This is a genomic window from Pantoea sp. SOD02, assembly GCF_024707505.1.
Lineage (GTDB): Bacteria > Pseudomonadota > Gammaproteobacteria > Enterobacterales > Enterobacteriaceae > Pantoea > Pantoea symbiotica.
This window is the reverse complement of sequence record NZ_CP102604.1, coordinates 139,589-156,262: the sequence shown is the minus strand read 5'-3', so window position 1 is coordinate 156,262 and position 16,674 is coordinate 139,589. Positions and strand designations below refer to the sequence as shown.

Annotated in this window: 10 protein-coding genes; 5 read left to right on the top strand and 5 right to left on the bottom strand. The window is 57.3% G+C overall.

The genetic code is table 11. The annotated features are described in order from the left end of the window. Nucleotides 1–112: 112 nt before the first annotated feature. From NR302_RS00685 to bcsE, 5 genes are all read right to left on the bottom strand, one after another. Nucleotides 113–1,393: a dicarboxylate/amino acid:cation symporter gene (locus tag NR302_RS00685; protein WP_008105722.1), complete on the bottom strand. Its 1,281-nt coding sequence runs from the start codon at nt 1,391–1,393 to the stop codon at nt 113–115. 228 nt (nt 1,394–1,621) lie between these two features. Continuing rightward, on the bottom strand, nt 1,622–3,634 hold the full coding sequence (gene hmsP / locus NR302_RS00680) for a biofilm formation regulator HmsP (RefSeq protein ID WP_175501727.1): 2,013 nt from the start codon (nt 3,632–3,634) through the stop codon (nt 1,622–1,624). Nucleotides 3,635–3,881: 247 nt separating this feature from the next. Then, nucleotides 3,882–5,513: a cellulose biosynthesis protein BcsG gene (gene bcsG / locus NR302_RS00675; RefSeq protein ID WP_258144302.1), complete on the bottom strand. Its 1,632-nt coding sequence runs from the start codon at nt 5,511–5,513 to the stop codon at nt 3,882–3,884. After that, nucleotides 5,506–5,694 (bottom strand): cellulose biosynthesis protein BcsF, encoded by a 189-nt coding sequence (locus tag NR302_RS00670; RefSeq protein ID WP_154156881.1) that lies wholly within the window; start codon nt 5,692–5,694, stop codon nt 5,506–5,508. Before NR302_RS00670 ends, bcsG begins: the two co-directional genes overlap by 8 nt. Continuing rightward, nucleotides 5,691–7,241, bottom strand: a complete 1,551-nt coding sequence (gene bcsE / locus NR302_RS00665) for a cellulose biosynthesis protein BcsE (protein WP_258144301.1) — start codon at nt 7,239–7,241, stop codon at nt 5,691–5,693. The genes NR302_RS00670 and bcsE overlap by 4 nt, the downstream gene beginning before the upstream one ends. A gap of 196 nt (nt 7,242–7,437) precedes the next feature. On the opposite strand from bcsE, the gene bcsR reads away from it, so the two are divergent. Genes bcsR through bcsC form a run of 5 tightly spaced genes read left to right on the top strand, consistent with a single transcriptional unit; the run spans nt 7,438 to nt 16,646 of the window. Next, nucleotides 7,438–7,632, top strand: coding sequence for a cellulose biosynthesis protein BcsR (bcsR, locus tag NR302_RS00660; RefSeq protein ID WP_061719343.1), 195 nt, complete (start codon nt 7,438–7,440; stop codon nt 7,630–7,632). After that, nucleotides 7,632–8,363, top strand: a complete 732-nt coding sequence (gene bcsQ / locus NR302_RS00655) for a cellulose biosynthesis protein BcsQ (protein WP_258144300.1) — start codon at nt 7,632–7,634, stop codon at nt 8,361–8,363. Before bcsR ends, bcsQ begins: the two co-directional genes overlap by 1 nt. Further along, on the top strand, nt 8,360–10,963 hold the full coding sequence (gene bcsA / locus NR302_RS00650) for a UDP-forming cellulose synthase catalytic subunit (RefSeq protein ID WP_258144299.1): 2,604 nt from the start codon (nt 8,360–8,362) through the stop codon (nt 10,961–10,963). The genes bcsQ and bcsA overlap by 4 nt, the downstream gene beginning before the upstream one ends. Before the next feature lie 15 nt (nt 10,964–10,978). Beyond that, nucleotides 10,979–13,264 (top strand): cellulose biosynthesis cyclic di-GMP-binding regulatory protein BcsB, encoded by a 2,286-nt coding sequence (gene bcsB, locus NR302_RS00645; protein WP_258144298.1) that lies wholly within the window; start codon nt 10,979–10,981, stop codon nt 13,262–13,264. After that, a complete protein-coding gene (gene bcsC, locus NR302_RS00640; RefSeq protein ID WP_258144297.1) occupies nt 13,257–16,646 on the top strand; it encodes a cellulose synthase complex outer membrane protein BcsC in 3,390 nt (1,129 codons plus the stop codon). The genes bcsB and bcsC overlap by 8 nt, the downstream gene beginning before the upstream one ends. Nucleotides 16,647–16,674 lie beyond the last annotated feature (28 nt).

Genomic DNA, 16,674 nt, shown 5'->3' with positions numbered 1-16,674 from the left:
GCGCAACGAGGCAAAAAATCGGGAAAAAAATCAATGGGGTTTATTATGCAAATGCCCGCTGTCAGGGCAAGCGACAGCGGGCATTTCTCGGCAAATTAACGCAAATAGCAGGTTATGCGGCGGTTTCTGGTGCGTTATTCACCTTTTTCCCTGAAGAAAGCGTCGCATTCAGTTGTTTCTCATCCAGTTGTCCGACCCACTTCGCCACCACGATGGTCGCTACGCCGTTACCCACCAGATTGGTCAGCGCGCGCGCTTCGGACATAAAGCGGTCGATACCGAGAATCAGCGCCAGACCAGCCACCGGCAAGTGTCCCACCGCAGACAAGGTCGCCGCCAGCACGATAAAGCCACTGCCGGTTACGCCCGCTGCGCCTTTTGAGGAGAGCAGCAGCACCACTAACAGCGTGATTTGGTGGAACACATCCATATGCGCGTTGGTCGCCTGCGCGATAAACACCGCCGCCATGGTGAGGTAAATCGAGGTGCCATCCAGGTTGAAGGAGTAGCCGGTTGGAATCACCAAGCCCACCACCGATTTCTTACAGCCCAGCTTCTCCATCTTATCCAGCATGCGCGGCAGCGCCGATTCAGATGAGGAAGTACCAAGCACAATCAGCAGCTCTTCTTTGATGTAGGCGACAAATTTAAAGATGTTGAAGCCGGCGAAGCGTGCAATCAGCCCCAACACCACCACCACGAACAGCACACAGGTGATATAGAAGCAGATGATCAGTTGACCCAGCTGCACCAGCGAGCCGACGCCATATTTACCGATGGTAAAGGCCATTGCCCCAAAGGCACCGATTGGCGCGAGACGCATAATCATGTTGATCACGCCGAAGATCACTTTCGAGAAGCTCTCAATGACGTTGAACATCACTGTGCCAGCGCTGCCAAGGCGATGCAGAGCGAAGCCGAACAGAATAGCGAACAGCAGTACTTGCAGAATGTTGCCGCTGGCGAAGGCACCAATCACGCTATTCGGGATCACATCCAGCAGGAAGGCGACCACACCTTGCTGCTCCGCTTGCTGCGCGTAAACCGCAACCGCTTTAGCATCCAGCGTGGCCGGATCAACGTTCATGCCCGCGCCAGGCTGCACCACGTTAACCACCACCAAACCGATGATCAGCGCGATGGTGCTGACAACTTCAAAGTACAGCAGCGCCACTGCGCCCGTACGTCCAACGGCTTTCATGCTCTCCATGCCGGCAATACCGGTCACCACCGTACAGAAAATCACGGGGGCGATGATCATCTTGATCAACTTAACGAAACCATCGCCAAGCGGCTTCATTTGCGCGCCTAACTCAGGATAGAAGTGGCCCAACAGGACGCCGATGCCGATGGCAACCAGTACCTGAAAATAGAGGCTTTTTAAGATTTTCATAACAGGTGTCCAGTAAGACGGTTCGCACCGCCATTGTTGTGGAGAACGCATGCGGCAAGCCGCCAGAAGCGTAAAACCTTACCGATGGCGAGGAAAATAACACCCTGTTAACAAGATTAATATCCCCTACTATTCCTTACAAAAGTTACAAAACTCTAACTATGAACTGAAACGCTTCAGCACAGCGCTTCGCTACAATTTTGTAAGGAAAATCAATAACCAAGGTGATTATTCAGGGAGTTGCGGGCTATTGAGCCAGCGTTGATTAAAGACGTGGAGCGGCAGCGCTTCAGCGTATAAGTAGCCTTGCCCTATAGTAATTCCGCGCGCCAGCAGCCAGTCGCGCTGCTCGGCGGTTTCCACACCTTCGGCGATGACGTCGAGGTGAATGATGTCGGCAATCGCCGCCACGATGCGCACCATGGTGTCGTCATCCGGCAGCGCGGCGACGAAGCTGCGATCCATTTTCAGCTTATTCACTGGCAGCGCTTTGAACTGATGCAGATAGTTGAGGTTGGAGTAGCCCATACCGAAATCGTCGAGCGCCACTGCCACCCCGGTTTGCTGCAGCAAACGCAGCAGCGCAATCGCCTGCTCGGCATCGCCAATCTGCGCGGTTTCGGTGATTTCCAGTACGAAGTTGCCCGGCGCAATGCGATGGCGCTCCAGCAAGCCCTGCAAATGGCTGACCATGCTGGCATCACGCAGCTGCACCGCCGAGATATTGACGCTGAGCGGGATATTAATGCCCTGCTTCTGCCAGCCGGCCAGAATGCGGCAGGCTTCCTCAAACACCCAGCGACCAATGGCCGAAATCACACCAATCTCTTCGGCGCTGGCAATAAACTCTTCTGACAATCCGTAGCTGCCATCCGGCATGCGCATGCGCAACAGCGCTTCGGCACCGGCCAGCTCGCCGGTTTCCATATTGATTTGCGGCTGCAGATAGAGGGCGAACTGCTCGTCCTGTAAACCTTGCAAGATGTCGTGCTCCTGCGTTAAACGCTTTTGCGCCCGCTCGGTGAGCGCTGGGTCGAAGAACAGAATCTGGTTTTTGCCCTGATGACGCGCCGACATCATCGCCGAGGTGGCGCGATCGAGCTGTTCGCTGGCCGAAATGCTGTTCTCTTCGTGCAGCGCCAGACCAATGCTGGCATTCGGACGCAGCTGCAGCTGTTGCAGGTTCACCGGCTGATTGATGCGAATCATCAGGTTGCGCGCTAAACGCATGGCGCGGAACGGATTGTGCGCGCGCTTCATCAGCAAGGCGAAGTCGCTGGGGCCGGTTTGCGCCAGCAGCGAGTGATCGTCGACGGTGCTGCGAATCTTCTCCACCAGCGTCAGCATCAACGTATCGCGCTGCTCATCGCTCAGTACGCCGTTGGCTTCCTGCAGCGTTTCAATGCGAATCACCATCAAGCCCCACGCCTGACGATTGTGGCGATGGCTCATGTGCTGTTCGAGCAGTGCGAGGAACAGCGCGCGATTGGGCAGATCCGTCACGGCGAAATGGGTAGTCATGCGACTCATTTCGTCGTGAATCGACTCCAGCACCTGCTGATTGCGGTTGTAGCTGCGGATCAGCATGCCGATTTCATCATCACGATGGTTATGCGGCAGCTTCATTTTATGAGTCAGAATCGCCTGCGGCGGCAGCTCCTGCAAATCACGCGAAATGTCGCGCAGCGGATGCACAATCAAGCGATTGATACACCAGCTGATGGCGATCGAGAGGATCAACGCCAGCAGCAGATAAGTGGTGATCATGGTCGACAAGGTGCTGAGCAGGAACTGATAAACGCGCGAGGAGTCGGCCTGCAACACCAGATAGGCAATCGGCTTCGGCAAGCCCGATCGCTCGACCGAATAGAGCGGCAGCGTGATTTGCACCGGCAGTTCAAACAGGCGCGCGACCCAGCGCGGCACCGGTTTTTCCGGCGCGAAATCGGCGTGCAGCGCCTGGAAGGCATTCGGCAACACCACATCGGCGCGCGATAAAATACCGGCCGGTTTTAGGGTATTGAGGATACGTTCCGCTTGCGGAATATCGGCTTTGAGTACTGCTTCGGAGAGCGGCTGACGCACGGTGTGCGCCACATTTTCCATTTGCTGGGCGTAGTCAATCCTGCGCTGCTGCACAAAGTGAAAGAGCTGGATGACAATAAAGATGCAGATGGTCACCATCGCCACGGCGGAAACCGTCGCCATCTGCTTTATCGTTAGAGAACGACTGACGCGCAACAAAACTTCTCCAGGCCACATAGGCGTGTAATGAGATGAAATTCGCAGCGAGTATATCCCAGGTCACGCGTTTTTTTCGCCGGGATAAAGGCGAAAAATAGGCAAGTTGGGTTATTTATGAAGTGATTCGGAATTATGCAGGTTTTGGCGTGAGTAAATGCATGCCAGGTCGCCATAAATGGCGCCCCTACGATATAAATTCTGTAGGGTCGCCATTTATGGCGACCTGGTTCATCCTCGTTCCGGATTACTGCGGATATGGCACCCAATCGCCGCCGTTCAGGCGGATCCACGGTTTGCCCTGATACATCATCACCACCGCATTATCGTTCTCCGATACCACCGGCGTCTGCGGCAGATTATCGGTTAGCACCGACATATTAACGTTCGGCGCGTTAAACACCTGACCATCCACCACGCGTGAGACGATTTCCGAGATCGCCATCAGGCTGGTTGGCGTCTCCACGCTAAGCGGCTGGCCCTGATGCGGTGCTTTCATGCCGACAAACTTAATGCCGACCGGCACATGGGTGATATCCGGACTTGGGATGTCACGCAATCCTGACATCTGCATCTTATCGCCCTGCAGCGCTGCGCCGTGTTCTGGCACCACCAGCACCATCACGCGACGACCCGATTTCTCCAGATTAGTCAGGAAAGCATCAAGCTGATCAAACAGCACTTTGGCACGCGGCTGCCAGTCGGCGCTACGCGTGCTGCCGAGTTCACGCGTACCGTCGTGCAGCGGAATCAGGTTATAGAAGGTAGCGGAGCGCGCATCGCTGCTCTTGGTGCGATCGTCGAGCCAGCGCTGCATCAACTGCGCATCATTAAATACCGGCGAGCCATCAAACGACGTCACTTCCGGCGCGATGCCCGCCTGCGACATCAACGGCGCCTGCAGGTTGCCCTCTTCGCGCAACTCTTTGAGATAGTTACCAAACACGCCGGTGTGATCCATCATCAACTGCTGTTTAAAGCCCAGCTTGGCCAGATTATCAAACAGGTAGCAGCGCTGATCGGTGGCTTTGTACAGATCGCTGTGCGAGCTCTGGCCGCAGCTGGCGCGCAGCAGACGAATCCCCGCCGGGCCGCTGTAACCGGTGGCAGAGTTGTAGTTGTTGAGCAGAATATCGAAGTGCTGCCACAGCGGATGATTGCGCAGCTGCGCGACATTCAAATCCGACCATGACAGCGAACAGATATTGATCACCAGAATATCGAACGGCTGCGAATCGGCAGGCAATGCGTCCGGGAAGTGCGTTGAACGCTGGCGCTCGTCGTCGTAAAAACGGTTAAGCCACGCGGTAAGATTGGCGCTGGTTGGCGGCGCGGATTGATCGAGGCCATCTGGCGCTTTCGCCGCTGGCGTATCGTTGAGCTTCACCGTCGGCGTAGCGGCGCTGCTTGGCAGTAAATTCATTGCTGGCCCGGCGATGGTCAGCACGTTGAGCCAGATCAGCATCAGCGACACCAGCACGGTGACGCGAATCCACTGCGCGACAAACAGATACAGCACCAGCAGCACAAAGCCCGCGCCAATCATCTCCCAGTTAATAAAGCGATTGGCAAGGTCGAGCAAGTAACTGGGCGAGAAGCCCGCAAGCTGACTGCCCTGGCTCATGATCGAGTTGAGTCCCGGCAGCCAGGTATCGTGCCAGAACAGCGCAATGCCAATTGGCAGCGAAATCCACTGACGCAGACGATGCAGCCGCGCGTTCGGCAGCGGGAACAGCAGCCACGCCAGAAACACCAGATTACTCAGCGCGTGGAAATTGAGGTAGCCGTACCACAGCAGCGCAAATTTAATCAGGAAGTAAAAGTTCCAGCCACCGAGGCCGCGCCACCACGAACCGTGCATCGTGAATCTGTTATTCATGTTTATCCGTTTTATTGGTTTTGCGTTGCCACTGTCCTTCTGATTTCAATGCGCGCGTCGGCAGCAAACGTAGCAGCGGATTGGTGCCGCTGCGCGCGAGCCCGCGACCAAACAGTGATCTCAGGAACAGTAAAATCAGTAACAGCAGGATCGCCACCTGCACCCAATCCATCAGTGTCATTGGTGGCTTACTCCGTCGAGGTTGAGGGTAATCGGCTGCGGCGTTTGTGCTCCGCGCTCAGGCACGTCGGCCTGCGTAGCGACTGGCACAGCGGCCAGCGGCGCGGCTTGTCTGTCGCGCTGTACCACCGATGTCAGCTGACGAATTTTGTCAGCCTCCGACACGATCTGATTATCTTCAAACCAAACGATGCGATTGCTAAACAGCTCGTCATGCGGCAAGGAGAAAATCGATTTGAGCGCGATATCCAAATCGTTGAAGCGGCACGAAGAGAGGAACAGATAGATGCGGTCGTTCACCAGCGTCACCAAATCACCGAAGCGGCGCGGTTTGCACAGCGTCAGAATCTGTTCGGGTTTCAGCTGCGGCACCGCACGCAGCGCCACCAGCAAACCTTTGTCATTTTCCGGCAGCAACGTGTTGGCCATTAGCTGCTGCACCGCCGCGCAAAACGCGTCCAGAGGTAAATAGCCTTTCTGCTGCAATGGCTGCAGCGCCTGCATCAGGGCGTTGAGATTGGCAGGCACATGGCGCGAGAACTGTTGCCCCTGAATCCCTTCCAGCGTGGTAAGAAAACGCGACAGGCTGGCCGCCGTCGGCACGATGGCATTCACCCCGCAGGCCAGCAGCAAACGCTCATCACTGTAGCGTAGCGTGGTACTGATTTCGCGCACCACAATCTTAAGCGCGCTACCGCGTGAACGGCGCAGACTATGGACCATGGTTGCTAAAGAATTAATGTCTTGGTTATGGACCAGGCTAAAGATGACGGTTGCCGCATTTGCCTGCTGGGCACGTGAGAACACGCTTTCATTGTCACTAAATAATTGCCACTGCACAGAAAGTGGCGGTGCGCCTTCCAGCACACCTTCTTGCGCAAGGAATTGGTTTTCATCATTGCGGCTTAATGGAATATTTTGTTCTGCATCATTTTCGGCAATAAATTGATTATCACCGCAACTCAAACGGATAGCACGATCGGCCAGTAATTTATCTGCCGCATACCACCAGTTAATTCGATATTGCCAACTGTCCTGCTGGAACTCTAAATGCGCGAGACCATCAAGCTGGCGAAAATAAGCTTGCAGATGATTACGTAAGTGAATTATTGACGTGCCGGATGTGATCATTAACAGCGTGATTTGTTTTTTAGTTATCAATCGACGCATGCGCTTAAGCCAAATGGTCAACTCATCGGGCGATAATTTTCCCCACAACGCGGCATTACTATAAAAAATCACCAGGCCGCTACGGCTATTCAGCATGCGGGAAAAATCACTCTCCAACTGCTGTAAGCTGCTTTTATTCGCCGGCAGTGAAAATAACGGCATACGCGCCGGACCGCCGATGGGATCGGGCGTCAGCAGCGCCTGCGGTTTCTCGTCTGCGCTGATCAGCGTAGCCGCCTTTTGCTGGCTAACCACCTGACGTAAAAGCATTCTTGCATCTTCCTGACGCTGGCTAGTAATCCAGTAAAACCCTGGATTCTGCAGAGTATTTAATTCCTGCTGAATCTGCTGCAGGCCAAGCGCATAATGATTTTTCATATTTTATTCGCGATCGATACAATCCAGGCTAGTTTAATCCACACAGCCACAATTGGAACCGGTGAAATAAAAAAATAGCCTATTAATGCAAATCACATTGATCTGTGGATAGCATTTGTCTTTACTTCAGGTTTAAACTTTACAAAAAATAGAACCACAATTCATCCGTTGTCGATTTTTTGGTGGCAAAAAAATAATGAAAACAGAGAATGCATTTTCGCTGAATGCTGCTAGCAGCGAAGAGCACGATGACATTACCGCTTTGAGTGATGCTTTTTCCCTTAAGGCATTTCGCTACATTGATATTGCCCGCGAAGCGCGACTTAATACCATTATGACGCGCTGGCCATTGCTGCGTGAAATAAGCGCGGCACAGGAGTCAGAACGTTAATGCCTGTTATTGCATTACAAGGATTGCGTGGCGGCTGTGGCGCCACTTCGCTGAGCGCCGCGCTCGGCTGGGCGTTTAACGCGCTGCAGCAATCGGTACTGGTTATCGACTTTTCCCCGGTAAATCAACTGGCTGCCCACTTCAATTTGCCGCTCAGCCACACTCAGGGCTGGGCACCTGCGCTGCTCGAACAGCAAGCGTGGCAGCAGTGCGCACAGCGCTATCAAGCGGGACTGGATTTTCTGCCGTTTGGCGCACTCACGCCGCAACAGCGCGCCAACATCAGCAATATCAACTCAGAATTTGCCGCACCGCTGCTAAATTCGTTACCGGCCCTGAAATCACACTACGACTGGATTATTTTCGACATCCCAGCGGATCTGTTGCCGTGGCAGCGATCTTTTGTTGCCGCAGCCGATCGTTTGCTGCAGGTGCTGACGCTGGATGCCAACTGCCAGTTGCGTCTGCACCACGCGCGTTTTCCCGCGCACACGCTGTTCCTGATCAACCAGTTCAACGCCAACAGCCAGCTGCAGCAGGATTTGCATCAGCTGTGGATCAGCTCGCTGAAGAACCTGATTCCACAGGTCATCCACCGCGATGAAGCGCTGGCGGAAGCGCTGATGATGAAACAGCCGGTGGGCGAATATCGGCCGCATGCGTTGGCCAGTGAAGAGATCAACACGCTGGCCAACTGGCTGCTGCTTAATGTGGCGGGAGGCGTGGCGTGAATCCATTACGCTGGTTGCTGATGCCGCAAGCGTGGCAGGCACTGCAACGCCGCGCACAGCTGGCGCATCAGCATGGCGCGGGCCGCTTCACCATCGCACTGCATCTGATGTGGTGCGTGCTGGCGTGGTCGCTGTTGCGGCTGGAAACACCCGGCTGGCAGCGCATCCTGCAACATCGTCAGCGTTACTATCCGCAAATTTCGCCGCTGCGACCGCGACCGCTTGACCCGCTGCGCTATGCGCTGCAAAGCCTGTGGCTGATGCTGGTATTGCCGCTCGACAAGCGCACGCGTAAAAGTTTCAGCGTCAAGCCGCTGTTCCGCTGGCGCGAACGGCTGTATCAATGGCTCGGCGCGCTGCCAGCACGGCTGGAACACAACCGTTTTGCCCAGCGCAGCGAACAACGTATTCAGGCGCTGCCCGCGTGGTTGCGCCAGCTGCTGTTTATCGTGGCGGCGATTGTTGCCAGCCTGCTGGCGCTGCTGTGCATTTCGCAGCCCTTCGGCATCACCACGCAATTTGTCTTCGTGCTGCTGTTATGGGGATTAGCGATGCTGGTGCGGCGCGTGCCGGGGCGCTTGTCCACCATCATGCTGATCGTGTTATCGCTGACGATTTCCTGCCGTTATCTGTGGTGGCGCTATACCGAAACACTCAACTGGGACGATCCGCTCAGCCTAACGTTTGGTCTGCTGCTGATTGGTGCCGAAACCTATGCGTGGGCGGTATTGGTGCTGGGTTATTTCCAGACGCTGTGGCCGCTCAATCGCCAGCCGGTCTCGATGCCGCCGGAAATTACCTCGTGGCCGAGCGTCGATATTCTGGTGCCGACTTACAACGAACCGCTCAGCGTGGTGAAACCGACCATCTACGCGGCGATGGGCATCGACTGGCCGCAGGACAAACTGAATATCTACCTGCTGGATGACGGCACGCGCGAAGAGTTCCGCGAGTTTGCCGCCAGCGTCGGCGTCAATTACGTGGTGCGCCCTACTCACGAACATGCCAAAGCGGGCAACATCAACCATGCGTTGAAAGCCGTATGCCGCAGCGAATATGTGGCGATTTTCGACTGCGACCATGTGCCGACGCGCTCATTCCTGCAGCTGACGATGGGCTGGTTCCTGAAAGATCATCGGCTGGCGATGCTGCAAACACCGCACCACTTCTTCTCGCCCGATCCGTTCGAACGTAACCTTGGCCGCTTCCGCCAGACGCCTAACGAAGGTTCGCTGTTCTACGGTTTGGTGCAGGATGGCAACGATACCTGGGATGCAGCATTCTTCTGCGGCTCCTGCGCCGTATTGCGCCGTACCGCGCTGGATCAGATCGGCGGCATTGCGGTAGAAACCGTCACCGAAGATGCGCACACTTCGCTGCGCCTGCATCGTCAGGGATACACCTCGGCGTATATCCGTATTCCACAGGCCGCCGGTCTGGCCACCGAGAGTTTGTCCGCGCATATTGGCCAGCGTATCCGCTGGGCCCGTGGCATGGTGCAGATTTTCCGTCTCGATAACCCGCTGTTTGGCAAAGGGTTAAAGCTGGTGCAGCGCCTGTGTTACGCCAACGCCATGCTGCACTTTCTCGCCGGGATTCCACGCCTGATCTTCCTGCTGGTACCGCTGGCGTTTCTGCTGTTCCACGCCTACATCATCTACGCGCCCGCGCTGGCGATCGCCATCTACGTGCTGCCGCACATGCTGCACACCAGTTTGACCAACTCGCGCATTCAGGGCCGCTGGCGTCACTCGTTCTGGAGCGAGGTGTATGAAACCGTGCTGGCGTGGTACATCGCGCGGCCAACTACGGTGGCGCTGTTCAATCCGCACAAAGGCAAGTTCAACGTTACCGCCAAAGGTGGTTTGGTGGCCGAGCGTCATCTCGATTGGGTGATTACCAAGCCGTACATGATGCTGGTGCTGCTGAATATCGCCGGTATCGGTATGGCCTTCTGGCGCATGGCGTACGGTCCGGCCAACGAAATGCTCACCATTTGGGTCAGCCTGGTATGGGTGATTTACAACATGATTATCCTCGGCGGCGCGGTGGCGGTTTCGGTTGAAGCGCGCCAAATCCGCGAAGCGCATCGTGTGGAAATTGCCATGCCCGCCGCCATCGCGCGTGAGGATGGACACATGGTGCCGTGCACGCTGCGCGACTATTCCGACGGTGGCGTCGGCGTTGAGCTGCGTGAAGCCGATGCGCTGAAAGAGGACGAAACCGTGTCGCTGCTGCTGCGCCGTGGTCAGCAAGAGTTCAGCTTCCCGTGTCAGGTGCAACGCGTGTTTGGCCGTCGCGCCGGCATTCGTTTGCATCAACTCAGCACGCGTCAACACATTGAATTTATTCAGTGCACTTTCGCCCGCGCCGATACCTGGGCGCTGTGGCAGGACGGCTTCCCGGAAGACAAACCGGTACAAAGTCTGGCCGACATTATGGTGCTGGGCTTTAAAGGCTATCTGCGTCTGGCCGAGTATGGCCCTGCGCCGCTGCGCCGTTTATTCCGTGGGCTCACCGCGTTGGTGAGCTGGCTGGCGACACTGCTACCGCAGCGTATTGACCGCCAGCCCGCGACGATCAAAACCGATTTTACTTAAGTTGATGATATGACCATGACGAAAAAACTGAGTTGGTTCACCGCCCTGATGCTGGGCTGCGTAGCTGTGGTGCAGGCCGCGCCACAGACCTCTGGCGCCATCAATGCGCCGCAGCCGTTACCGGAGGTGAACGCGCTGGTCGATGCCAACGCGCCGCTGCGTGACAGCCAGCTGGTATTTAATCAGGTCGCACCGCCGCCCGGCAGCATGACGCTGCGCGGTACCGAACCGAGCAGCCAGATTGAGTTTGGCGTGCGCAGCGATGAAGTGGTGACGCGTGCGCTGCTGAATCTGAGCTATCGTCCGTCGCCAGCGCTGATTCCCACGCTGTCGCAGCTTAAGGTCTATCTCAACGATGAACTGGTGGGATTGGTGACCGTCACCGCCGATCAGCTTGGCAAAGAGAATCAAACGCAGATCCCTATTGATCCGCGCTTTATCAGCGACTTCAACCGCGTGCGTCTTGAACTGGTTGGTCACTACGCCAACGTGTGTGAAAACCCGGCCAACAGCACCATCTGGCTGGATATCGGCAAAGCCAGCAAACTCGATTTGACGCTGCAAAAGCTGCCGTTAAAGAACGACCTGTCGCATTTCCCGGAGCCGTTCTTTGATACGCGCGACAGCCGCCCGCTGCAGCTGCCGATGGTCTTCAACGCCCAGCCGAATCTGCTGCAACAGCGTGCGGCCGCGATTCTGGCTTCATGGTTTGGCAGCAAAGCGCAGTGGCGCGGACAATCTTTCCCGGTGCTGTATAACCAGCTGCCCAAAGAGCAGCATGCGGTGGTGTTTGCCACCAACGATCATCGTCCCGACTTCCTGAAAGACCTGCCGCCGGTAGAGAAACCGACGGTGGAGATGGTGAATCAGCCGGATAATCCGTACGAGAAGATGCTGCTGATTCTGGGTCGCGACGATCAGGATCTGTTAACTGCGGTGGAAGGGATTGCACAAGGTCAGCTGCTGCTACGCGGCGAGACCTCAACCATCGACAGCGTCAAACTGCTGGCCGCGCGTCAGGCGTACGATGCACCGAACTGGGTGCGCACCGATCGCCGCACCACCTTTGCCGAGCTGACGCAGTATCAAAATCAGCTGCAGGGCGACGGTTTGCAGCCGAATCCGATCAGCCTGACGCTGAATCTACCGCCAGATCTGTTCCTGGTGCGCGCACGCGGTATCGATATGGATCTGCGTTATCGCTACACCTCGCCGATTCAGCAGGATGGCTCGCGCCTCGCGGTGCATCTCAACAACCAGTTCATGCAGGATTATCCGCTGACGCAGAAAGACACCGCCGGTCAGCAGCTGATGCGCATCCCGCTGATGCAGGGTTTGCAGGACAGCAATCGCCAGTTGACCATTCCGGCGCTGCGCCTCGGTGTGGTGAATCAGCTGCGCTTTAACTTTGATTACGCCAACACCTTTATCGGTGGCACCGCCGATGGTCGCTGCGAAACCGTCACCGCCGTTGGACATCACGTGGTGATCGACGATACCTCAAGCATCGATTTCTCCGGCTATCGCCACTACATCGAAATGCCGTCGCTGGGTGCGTTCGCCAACGCCGGTTTCCCGTATAGCCGTTTCGCCGATCTGGCACAAACGCTGGTGCTGGTGCAGCCTAAACCGAGCAATGACGAAGTCAGCACGCTGCTCAATGCGCTCGGCAGCATCGGCGCACAAACCGGTTATCCGGCGCTGCGCGTGCAGATGAGCGATGACTGGAGCAAAGCGAAATCAGCGGATGCGGATATGTTGATGATCGGCGGCATTCCGCAGGATCTGCAGGACGATACTAAGATCCCGCTGCTGGCCGATGCCGCACGCAGCTGGATCAGCATGCCCGCACGCGCCAATGCGGCAGCCAATGTGCCGATTTCTGACAGTGAACGCGCCGTGGAAAGCCAAACCACCATCAGCTCACGCGGGCCGATGGGGGCGATTGTTGGCTTCCAGTCACCGTTCAACGATCAACGCAGCGTCGTGGCATTGCTGGCCGACAGCCCACGCGGCTGGGAATTGCTGAATAACGCATTGCTCGACAGCGGCAAACGCGCGGCGGTGTTCGGCTCCGCCACGGTGATCCGTGAATCAGGCGTTAACAGCATTCGCGTCGGCGAAACCTATTACGTTGGTCACCTGCCGTGGTGGGAACGTCTGTGGAATCTGCTGGCAACCCATCCAGTTTGGCTGGCGATTTGCGCGGTTGTGGTGGTGATTCTGTTTGCGCTGATGGCGTGGCGTTTAATGCGCATGGTGAGCCGTCGCCGTCTGGCCGAGCTGGATGACGATGAATAAACTGCAGCTTGGATTGCTGATTGGCAGCACGCTCGGGGTGTTAGCAGGTTCGGCTGCCGCCCCGATCGGTCCACAAGTTTCGCCGGTCGAGTGGCTGCTGATGCAGATTCGCACCGGTGAATCGACCAACAAACTCGATCTGGTGCAGCAATCGCTCTATCGGCTGGAAAAAATCGATCCTGATAATCCGCAAGTGCTGGCGGCGCAAATCCGCATGGCGTTGCGTCAGGGCGATCAGGCTAAAGCGCAAAAACTGCTGGATGAACTGAAGCGCGTGGCACCGAATGCCGCCGCCACGCGCGAATCGGAAGCCGGATTGCGTCTGGTGACCGCAGAAGGTCGTCAGCAGCTGCAGCAGGCGCGCTTGCTGGCCACCGCCGGACACGTCGCCGAAGCCAAAGCCGCGTGGGACGCGCTGTTCCACGGCGTATTCCCCGATGTAAATACCGAGCTGGAGTATTGGCGGTTGGTGGCGCGTTTACCCGGCCAGCAGCCGCAAGCGTATCAACAGCTGCAGGCGCTGGAGCAGCGCTATCCCGGCAACATCGGCGTTGAGCTGCAGCTGGCGCGCATGGCGTTTGATAACAACCAGCCGGGCGAAGCCTTCACGCAGCTGCGTCGTCTCGCCAACCGCAACGGCGGGCGCGATGCTGCCTCCGAGCTGTGGTTGCAGCAGATCCAGAATCAGCCGGTGAGCGAAAGCAGCGTCGCCAGCCTGCAGCAATATCTGCAAACCTTCACCGAAGGCGATGCCCAGGAGCGCGGTCAGCAAGAGCTGGCGCGTCAGCAAAAACTGCTCGCCGATCCGGCGTATCGCCAGCGCATGCGTGGTTTGGCGCTGGTGGATGCCGGTGGCGGCGTAAACGCGATTGCCGCGCTCAACGCCGCGTTAAAAGCCAACCCTAATGATGCTGAACTGATGGGCGCGATGGGCCAGGCGCAGGCGCGAGCCAATAATCGCGCCGCCGCCATTAGCTGGCTGGAGAAAGCGATTCAGGCCGGCCAGGCCAGCACGCAGATCGGCAAGTGGCAGTCGTTGCTGCAAACCAACCGTTACTGGCTGGCGATCAACAATGGCGATGCGGCGCTGAAAAAAGGCGACATCGCAACGGCGGAACGTTATTACCGCAGCGCGCAGGCGCTGGATAATCGCGATAGCTGGGCGCTGATTGGCCTGGGTGATGCGGCGCTGGCGCGTAAAAACGCTGCGCAGGCAGAAACTTATTGGCAGCAGGCGCTGCGGCTGGATCGCAGCAATAGCACGGCGAAAAGTCGTCTGCTACAGCTGCGTACCGATGCGCTGATGGCCGAAGCCGATACGCTGGCGCAGCAAGGCCAATGGCATCAGGCGGCGGAGAAATATCGCCAGGCGGCGCAGGCAAATCCTGATGATATCTGGCTGGCCTATCGACTGGCTGGCGCGCTGCGCAACGGCGGCGAAGAAACGCAGGGCGCGCAAGTGATGGACGCGATGGTGCGCCAGCATCCTCAGGAACCCGCAGCGCTGTATGCCTCGGCGCTCTGGCTGGCTTCCGGCGACCGCGATGACGCGGCGCTAGCGACCTTGCATCGCTTGCCCACTTCGCGCTGGGACAGCAACATGCATGAGCTGGCCGATCGTCTCGAGCAGGACAAAGTGTTTACCCGCGCCAGTGATTTACGCACGCGCGGCGATGAAACGGCGGCGATTGCGCTGCTGAAACAGCAATCCGCGTCCATTCGCCGCGATATCACGCTGGCCGATTGGGCGCTGGAACGCGGCGACGCCCGCAGCGCGCTGGCGAGCTATCAAAAGGTGCTGCAGCAAGACAGTAAAAACGGCGATGCGGCGCTGGGTCGCATCGAAGCCTTGATCGCGTTGAAACGACCTGCCGAAGCGCAACGCGCGTTACAAACCTTGCCGCCGAGCGTAGCGCAGCAAAGCGTCAACAGCGGGCGACGCGTGGCGCTCGCCTGGCAAAACAGTGGCGATGCCGTTCGTGCTCAACAGATGTTTGCTGAGCTGAAAACCCGCGCGACGAAACTCGCACCGTCGCAGGAAAAAGCGCTGGTGTATCGCGATGCAGCGCGGTTGGAAACGCAGTTGCAACAGCCCACACAAGCGCAGCAGGATTATCAGCTGGCGATGGCCGCGAGCGGCATCAGCCAGGATGTGCCACAGGATAACGATCGCTATACGGCGTTAACCCGCAATCAAGCGCAGGATGACTGGCTGAAACGCAGCATCCGCAGCGACGCCGCCGATCTTTATCGCCAGCAGGACACCACGTTCACGCTGGAGCAGGATTACTCGCGCAACAAAGGCAACGGCGGCACCTCCGATTTCACCGCGCATACCACCATGATGCAGGCGGAAACGCCGCTGGCCGATGGCCGCAGCTTTGTGCGCGTGGATCATGTGCTGGTTTCAGCCGGCACCTTCTCCACCACCAACGGCAGCCACAGCGAGCAGTTCGGCAGCTGTAACGATGACAATTCTGGCGGATGCAGCCGCGACTTTAATCAGCGCGATGAAGGAACCGCGCTGGGCGTGGGCTGGCATAACGATCGTTGGTTGGCTGATGTCGGCACCACGCCGCTCGGCTTCGAGACCAGCAACTGGGTCGGCGGCGTCAGCTGGAAAACCGACGTCAAAGACATTGGCCTGACGTTCACCGCATCACGCCGACCGATCTCCAGCTCGCTGCTGGCGTACGCAGGCGCACGCGATCCCTCGGCGAACGGCGGCAAAACCTGGGGCGGCGTGGTGGCAACCGGCGGCTCGCTCGGACTGAGTTACGATCAGGGCGGCGCGCATGGCGTGTGGGGCGATATCAGTGCGCATCAACTCAGCGGCGATAACGTCGCGGATAATAGCCGCGAACGCCTGATGGCGGGCTATTACTACAAGCTGATTAATGAAGATAACCGCCGCGCCACCGTTGGCCTGAACAGTATGCTGTGGCATTACCAGAAGGATCTCAGCGACTACACCTTCGGCCAGGGCGGCTATTACAGCCCGCAGCAATATTTCTCGCTGTCGGTGCCGGTGACCTATCGCCAACGCATGGAAAATTGGTCGTTTGATCTCGGCGGTTCGGTTTCGTGGTCGCAATCGCATACCGACGGGCAGCAGCGCTATCCGGTCAATCCGGGCTTCACACTGGCGTCGAATCCTACCTCAGACAGCAGCTCGGGTACCGGTTTTGGCTACACGCTGCAGGCGCTGGTGGAGCGACGCATTACGCCGCATTGGTCGGTGGGATTGGCGATGGATATCCAGCAGGCGAAGGATTACACCCCAAGCCACGGTTTGATTTTCATGCGCTACTCCATGTCCGGCTGGAACGGCGATATGGATATGCCACCACAACCGCTGACGCCGTATGCGGATTTTAAATAGCGGCTTCGAATATCACTCACAATAATCA

Coding starts and splice junctions, on each gene's coding strand:
- bcsQ (WP_258144300.1), top strand. CDS start 7,632: ATGCCTGTTATTGCATTACAAGGATTGCGTGGCGGCTGTGGCGCCACT.
- NR302_RS00670 (WP_154156881.1), bottom strand. CDS start 5,694: ATGACACTGATGGATTGGGTGCAGGTGGCGATCCTGCTGTTACTGATT.
- bcsR (WP_061719343.1), top strand. CDS start 7,438: ATGAAAACAGAGAATGCATTTTCGCTGAATGCTGCTAGCAGCGAAGAG.
- bcsB (WP_258144298.1), top strand. CDS start 10,979: ATGACGAAAAAACTGAGTTGGTTCACCGCCCTGATGCTGGGCTGCGTA.
- bcsE (WP_258144301.1), bottom strand. CDS start 7,241: ATGAAAAATCATTATGCGCTTGGCCTGCAGCAGATTCAGCAGGAATTA.
- bcsG (WP_258144302.1), bottom strand. CDS start 5,513: ATGAATAACAGATTCACGATGCACGGTTCGTGGTGGCGCGGCCTCGGT.
- NR302_RS00685 (WP_008105722.1), bottom strand. CDS start 1,393: ATGAAAATCTTAAAAAGCCTCTATTTTCAGGTACTGGTTGCCATCGGC.
- bcsC (WP_258144297.1), top strand. CDS start 13,257: ATGAATAAACTGCAGCTTGGATTGCTGATTGGCAGCACGCTCGGGGTG.